The organism is Pseudomonas edaphica (assembly GCF_005863185.1).
Taxonomy (GTDB): Bacteria; Pseudomonadota; Gammaproteobacteria; order Pseudomonadales; family Pseudomonadaceae; genus Aquipseudomonas; species Aquipseudomonas edaphica.
This window is the reverse complement of record NZ_VBVZ01000332.1, coordinates 1-6881: the sequence shown is the minus strand read 5'-3', so window position 1 is coordinate 6881 and position 6881 is coordinate 1. Positions and strand designations below refer to the sequence as shown.

Annotated in this window: 7 protein-coding genes and 1 pseudogene; all 8 read right to left on the bottom strand. The window is 57.9% G+C overall.

Translation table 11 applies throughout. The annotated features are described in order from the left end of the window. Positions 1-141 (bottom strand): annotated as a pseudogene (locus FEM54_RS34705) (PAS domain-containing sensor histidine kinase); the annotation flags it as partial. Between the two features lie 110 nt (positions 142-251). Further along, positions 252-1727, bottom strand: a complete 1476-nt coding sequence (locus FEM54_RS20405; RefSeq protein ID WP_017134934.1) for a sigma-54 dependent transcriptional regulator — start codon at positions 1725-1727, stop codon at positions 252-254. Between the two features lie 169 nt (positions 1728-1896). Then, the gene (gene fliT, locus FEM54_RS20400) at positions 1897-2193 is read right to left on the bottom strand and encodes a flagellar protein FliT (protein ID WP_138452695.1); all 297 of its coding nucleotides are present in this window, start codon (positions 2191-2193) and stop codon (positions 1897-1899) included. 25 nt (positions 2194-2218) lie between these two features. Beyond that, the gene (gene fliS, locus FEM54_RS20395; RefSeq protein WP_138452693.1) at positions 2219-2623 is read right to left on the bottom strand and encodes a flagellar export chaperone FliS; all 405 of its coding nucleotides are present in this window, start codon (positions 2621-2623) and stop codon (positions 2219-2221) included. Positions 2624-2762: 139 nt separating this feature from the next. Then, a complete protein-coding gene (gene fliD / locus FEM54_RS20390) occupies positions 2763-4169 on the bottom strand; it encodes a flagellar filament capping protein FliD (protein ID WP_138452691.1) in 1407 nt (468 codons plus the stop codon). 81 nt (positions 4170-4250) lie between these two features. Further along, positions 4251-4601: a flagellar protein FlaG gene (locus FEM54_RS20385; protein ID WP_138452685.1), complete on the bottom strand. Its 351-nt coding sequence runs from the start codon at positions 4599-4601 to the stop codon at positions 4251-4253. Positions 4602-4675: 74 nt separating this feature from the next. After that, positions 4676-6091, bottom strand: coding sequence for a flagellin N-terminal helical domain-containing protein (locus tag FEM54_RS20380; RefSeq protein WP_138452683.1), 1416 nt, complete (start codon positions 6089-6091; stop codon positions 4676-4678). Between the two features lie 285 nt (positions 6092-6376). After that, the coding region (locus FEM54_RS20375) for a 3-oxoacyl-[acyl-carrier-protein] synthase III C-terminal domain-containing protein (protein WP_276614683.1) at positions 6377-6881 on the bottom strand (505 nt) is incomplete at its 5' end.

Below are 6881 nucleotides of genomic sequence, written 5' to 3'. Positions count from 1 at the left end.
GCTGTAAGAGTCAGTCAGTTGGCTCGACATCTGGCTGAACTGCGAGAACGCCTGCTCAAGACCCTGCCGGGTAAGCGGCTCTGCAGACGGAACGAGCCCCGGGATAGCAGGGGCTGTAGAAAGTTGGGCGGCGTGGGGCATCATGCTCTCTCGCTTGGCTGACCGTCAGTTAAACGGAACGTTGCGAGGGCTATAGCAATACCCGTGCCGAAAAAAAACTACTGATATTTCAGTAGCTTAAAAAACAGGCGTCAATCATCCGCCTGTTCATCACCTTCTCGCCGGCTCATACCGTACTTGCGCATCTTCTCCACCAGGGTGGTTCGACGGATACGCAGGCGTTCGGCGGCACGGGCGACAATGCCGTTCGCATCGTCCAGCGCCTGCTGGATCAGGCCTTGTTCGAGGCTACCGAGGTAGTCCTTCAAGTCCAGGCCTTCGGGCGGCAGCATGGCGGTGGAGCCGAAGTCCGGCGTGTGGCCGTTGATGGCTACGCGTTCTTCCAGGTCGGTGCGCAGGCTGTCGACCAGTTGCTCGTCTTCGTCGTCGACGTAGCGAAATTTCTTCGGCAACTCGACCACGCCGATCACACCGTAGGGGTGCATGATCGCCATGCGCTCCACCAGGTTGGCCAGCTCACGCACGTTGCCCGGCCAGCCGTGGCGGCACAGGGACATGATCGCCGCGGAGTTGAAGCGGATCGAACCGCGCTTTTCGTGCTCCATGCGCGAGATCAACTCGTTCATCAGCAACGGGATGTCTTCCACGCGCTCGCGCAGCGGGGCCATCTCGATGGGGAATACGTTGAGGCGGTAGTACAGGTCTTCGCGGAAGCTGCCGACCTCGATCATGCTTTCGAGGTTCTTGTGGGTGGCCGCGATGATGCGCACGTCGACGCTTTGGGTCTTGTTGCTGCCCACGCGCTCGAAGGTGCGCTCCTGCAACACGCGCAGCAGCTTGACCTGCATCGGCAGCGGCATGTCGCCGATTTCGTCGAGGAACAAGGTGCCGCCGTTGGCCAGCTCAAAACGCCCGGCACGGCTGGTGATCGCCCCGGTAAAGGCGCCCTTCTCGTGGCCGAACAGTTCGCTTTCGAGCAGCTCTGCCGGGATCGCCCCGCAGTTGACCGGCACGAAAGGCCCGTCGCGGCGCTTGGAGTGGTAGTGCAGGTTGCGGGCGACCACTTCCTTGCCGGTGCCGGATTCGCCAAGGATCAGCACGCTGGCGTCGGTGTCGGCGACTTGCTGCATCATCTGGCGCACGTGCTGGATCGCACGGCTGGTGCCGACGAGGCTGCGGAACAGGTTGGGTTCACGGTGACGGCCGCGCTCGCGGGCCTGGTCGTACATCTCGCGATAGACCTGGGCACGGTGCAGCGAATCGAGCAATTTGCTGTAGCTGGGCGGCATTTCCAGGGTTGAAAGCACGCGGCGGCGCTGGTCTTCCGGCAGGTCCACGGAAGAAATATCGCCCATCAGCAACACCGGAAGGAACTCATCCCAGGTCGACAGTGTCTTTAACAGGCCCAAAATGGCGCCAGGAGCATTTACCGTCCCGATCAGCACACAGATAACTTCACGGCTCGACGACAAAGAGCTGACCGCCTGCTGCCAGTCATGGCTGCCGCAGGGTAAATTTTCTTCACCGAGAAAATTTAAAATCACCGCTAAATCGCGGCGACGGACGCTATCGTCATCAATCAGCAGAATTTTGGTTTCACGCCACATGCAATAGCAACTTCCCTAGTAAAACTTCCTGCCCCAGAGTGAGGGCAATCGAGACGTCTGTAGGACTTCATACCTTACTGACGCCTGAAATCTGAAAACAGCACTAGTTAAGTCAAAAATACGAGCACAGTCAAATATATGACGCGCTGTTCGGATTAACTGAGCCAGTTCAGCCGAACAGATGGTAAACCTTTGACGCACTTTGCGCGCGGTTGATCTGCGACATCTCTTCGAAAATCGCCTGGCGCTCGCCGGTCGTCACCTCCAGCAACTGCTGATACACCGCCAGCAGGCTTTCCAGCTTTTCCCGCAGTGCATCCTCGTCCACCGGCGCTTCGCTGAGCACTTCATCGATGACGTTGCGGCAGCCCAGATCCAGTTCACCAATGGCGTCCCAGTTGCGCTCCGCCAACGCGCCGATCAGCGCTTCACGGGTTTCATCAATGCGTTGCAGTGCGTGGCTCATGACGTGTTCCTCAAGGCCGTTGGCCTTATTGTGCAGCACCTTGTGGCTCAGCGATGGCATCCCAGCCTTCTTTTACGGTAATCAGCAAACGGGCGACTTCGTCGATCATGTCGGCGTCGTTATGCAGGTTGGCTTCCATCAAGCGGTTGGTCATGTACACATACAAGCCTTCCAATTGCTGGACATATTCCTTGTTATCGCTTTTTTCCGCATTCAGGCCATCACGAAGGCCGATCAGGATATCGGTGGCCTTGCCCAGCATCAGGCCTTTCTGAGCGACGTCGCCACGCGCCAGCGCGCCTTTGGCTTGGGCCATACGGTCCAGGCCACCTTCCATCAGCATCTGCACCAGGCGATGCGGGCTGGCCTCAGAGATTTGGGCATGGGAATTGACCTTCTGGTATTGGCGAAGGGCTCTCATGGGATTCATGTTTCTACCTCGTGACAGGCAACAGCGAGAAGGTTTTCAGTAACCAATATGTCGACTGGGTCGCAAAAAACTTTAACCCGACGGTCTCAGAAAGAACAAAGCCCAGGTCAACGGACCCGGGCTTTTTTGATGCGATCAATCAGCTGCTGCTGCTTTTCGAATTACTGATCGCATTGAGCGTGCCGAGAATGCTGTTGCTCTGCTGGCGCAACTGCGCCACCAGGGTATCCATGGCCGTGTACTTGCGGGTCAAGGCGTCTTGCATCGTCGTCAGACGCTCATCCAGATCGGTCTGCTGCTTGGTCAGATCTTTCAGGCTGTCGGCCAACGACGTCGTGCGTGTCGCCAGAATCCCGGTGGTGGGCTTGGCGTAGGAGTCGGTCGCGGCCGTCAAGCGTGCGAGCAGACCGGTCTTGCCGCTGAAGATACTGTTGATATCGGCGGCATTGGTCAGCACCGCCTTGTCCCACTGCTTGCTGTCGATGCTCAGCGCGCCTGTATCCTGGTCGGTGGTGACACCAAATTGCGCCAGGGACTTGATGGTACCGTTGCCGGAGAGTGAGTTGAACTCGTTACGGATCGCCGCCTGCAAGGTGCGCATGGTCGAGTCGCCGGTCAGGGTCGCGGCAATGGAGTTACCGGCAGCATCTTTGGTGACCTTGGTCTCGGCGTTCATGGCCTTGAGCAGGGCGTTATAAGTGTCGACGAAGCCCTTGACCCCGGACTTGAGCGCGGTGGTGCTGGTGGTGACCGAAATGGTCATGGCCGTACGTGGCGCGTCTTTAGTCTGATCGTTGGCCGTGACCGTAGGCGACAGCGACAGCAATTTAATGCTCACCCCACTCACCGCATCCGTGATGCTGTTGGATTTGGACTCCGCCGCAATACCATCAATGGTGTACTTGGCGTTCTGAGGCGGGCTGACTACCGTGTAGCCGGTATCAATCCCAGAGTTGCCCGACATCGTCAGGTCCGAACCAACCCCGCCATTGGTGGAGGTCAGAATAAGACGCGAACCCGTGGAGTCTGTGAGGATGTTGGCACTCAAGCCGGCGGTGCCGAACGTGGTGTTGATCGAATCACGCACCTGTTGCAGCGTCGCGCCCGCCGGCACACTCAGGTCGAAGTTCTTGCCCGACTGCGAGATGGTCAGCGTTGTCGGCGTGGTGCCGGCGTTCACGACTGTCGACTGGCCACCGACAAACGTTTTGGTCGATAGCTTCGACGGTGTGGCCAGCTGGTTGACGATCAACGAAAAGCTACCGTTCGCAGCCCCCTGGTTAGCCGTCATGGTGGCGACCTTTTCATCCGAAGACGTACCGGTCAAGCCACTGAAGCTGTTATCGGTGCCCATGCTGGTCAGCGCACCACGGAAGGCGTCCAGGGCAGCCTGGATCTTGCCGATCGACGACAGCTGGGTAGTTGCCTTTTGCGATTGGGTGTTGATCTGCGCCTGTTTCGGCGCGCGCTCGGCATCCACCAGGGACTTCACAATCGCCTGGGTATCGAAGCCCGATCCCACGCCCGTAATCGTTGTACCCGCCATCATCTTTCTCCTGTTCCGGTGGCTGCCGTTATCTTGACGAACAACACTTCAAGTCGTAGCAGCAACAAATTTCATGCCAGCTTAAGCCTTGTCGTCAAACAACACGTGGCTGGCGCTGGACAAGCTTTGCGCCAGCTTCAAGGCAGTTTCCGAGGGAATCTGGCGGATCACTTCACCGGTGTCGGTGGCAATGACCTTGACCACAACCCTGTGGGTGGAATCATCAATAGAAAAATCCAGATTACGCTGGGCCGCTTGTACGAATTCTTTAATATCAGTAACCGCTTTTTCCAGATCGCCCTTTTGGGACGGACCTGCGGTTGGCGCGGCCGGCTCAACCTTCGTCTTGTCTTTTTCAGCAACCACAGGTGCCACGGAGCCTTGGGGCGCCTGCGGCGGATAAGACAAGTTCAACTTCACATTCATGTCCATGCCCAATCTCCTCTGATTGGAAAAGACGAAAGGGCACGTAAACGCGCCCTTCCGTCAGTCACCAAGTGCTGTAATTACTGAAGCAGCTTCAGTACAGCGGATGGCAGCTGGTTAGCCTGCGACAGGATCGCAGTGGAAGCCGACTGCAGGGTTTGCTGCTTGGTCAGTTCAGCGGCTTCGGAAGCGAAGTCGACGTCCTGGATGGTGGAGCGAGCAGCGGTGCTGTTTTTCTGGATGTTGGACAGGTTGTCCACAGTGCTGGTCAGACGGTTCTGTACCGCACCCAGGCCCGAACGGGAGCTGGAGATGGTAGCGATAGCCTGGTCGATCACGGACACAGCGTTCTGGGCCTTGGTGGCGTCAGTCACGTCAGTTTGCGATACGGCGGTCTTGGTCGAAGCAGCCGAAGTAGCGGCACCGAAGATACCGGTCACGCCAGCGCCTTCCAGGGAGTAGCCCTTGGCGGAGTCCATGTTCACAGCACCGGTAGCGATGATGCCGTCAGCCAGGGCAGTAGCAGTACCGTAAGCGCCCGAACCGTCTTTGGTGGCAACAGTGATGGTGCCGGCAGCGGTCGAAGCGCTGAAGGACAGGTTTTCACCGGTGTCGGATTTAACCGACAGGGTGCCTTTGGATTCGTCGTAGTTAACGCTGATACCCAGTTTGGCGGAGTTGGACTTCAGCTGGTCAGCCAGGCTGGCAGTGTCTTTTACGCCAACGAACGTGGTGGCTTGGCCGCCAACGGTCATGGTGAACGAAGCTGGAGCGGTAGCAGCACCGGCGCCGACTACGAACTGAGCTTCAGTGCTGGCGGTAGCGCTCAGGCCACCGATGGCGCCGTTCAGCTGGGCAGCGATGGTTTTGGCAGAAGCTGCACCGGCTACGGTAACGCTGGCAGTCTGGCCGTTACCGGTCACTGCGATTGCGCCGCCTACAACACCAGCGCCTGGAGCGATGCCGATGCTCTTGATTTGCTGCGAACCGATGTTGTTGGCAGCAACGTTGTCCAGGGACAGGTTGATGGTTTCGTTAGCGTTGGCGCCAACCTGGATCGACTTGGTACCGTACGAGCCGTCCAGCAGCTTCTGGCCACCGAAAGTAGTGGTCTGGGCGATACGGGTCAGTTCCGAAGTCAGAGCCTGGTATTCGTCGTTGTTCGACTTACGGTCGTCGGTGCTCAGGGAGCCAGTAGCCGAGGACAGAGCCAGGGTACGCATTTTTTGCAGAATGTCGGTCGAAGCCTGCATTGCGCCTTCAGCGGTCTGCGCGATGGAGATACCATCGTTGGCGTTCTTTACAGCTTGACCCAGGCCGTTGATCTGGCTGGTCATACGGTTGGCGATACCCAGGCCGGCGGCGTCGTCTTTAGCGCTGTTGATACGCAGGCCGGAAGACAGGCGCTGCATCGATTGGGCCAGGGCGCCGCCAGCTTTGTTCAGGTTGCCCTGAGTAGTGATCGAAGCAATGTTGGTGTTTACTGTTAAAGCCATGACGAAATCCTCGTTGGATGGATACTGCGGCTTCCGGCCCTGGCAACCGCCGGGTGTGGCCTGAGAACCTACGTAATAGTTATCGTCGTGGGAGCCGGTTGCTTGAGGGTTTTTTTGAAATTTTTTACTAGCCCTGTGCCACCCCTTGCATTTCAAGGGTTTACGGTATCTCAAAACCCCGGATTCATTGGCTTTTCTGGCGCCAAATAAAAAACGCCGATGATCGGTCGATCATCGGCGTTTTTGTGTGAAGCGCTTGTGCAACGCGTTCAAGCTATTAAAGCGTTACGGGCGATAGAGAATCGCCGAGCCCCAGGACAGGCCCACACCAAAGCCACTGATCGCCACGCGCTTCCAGGTCGCGCCCATCACGTGCTTCTCCAGCAGCAGTGGAATGCTTGACGACACGGTGTTACCGGTCTCGACCATGTCCTTGATGAACTTGTCCACCGGCGCATCTTCAAAACGCCGCGCCACGGCATCGACAATCGCCGCACTGCCCTGGTGAATGCAGAACGCATCGATGTCGTCAGCCTTGAGGTCGGACTCATTGAGCAACTCGTGCAAATGCGCCGGCACCTTGAGCAAGGCAAAGTTGAATACCTGGCGGCCATTCATAAAGAACACGCCGTCGCTGACCTTCAGGTGCGGTGCGCCGGAACCATCGGTGCCGAATTTGGACTTGCCCAGCAACCATGGCGCGTCTTCGCCCATCCAGGTGGCGGTGGCGGCGTCGCCGAACAACATGGTGGTGTTGCGATCTTCTGGGTCGACGATTTTCGAATACGGG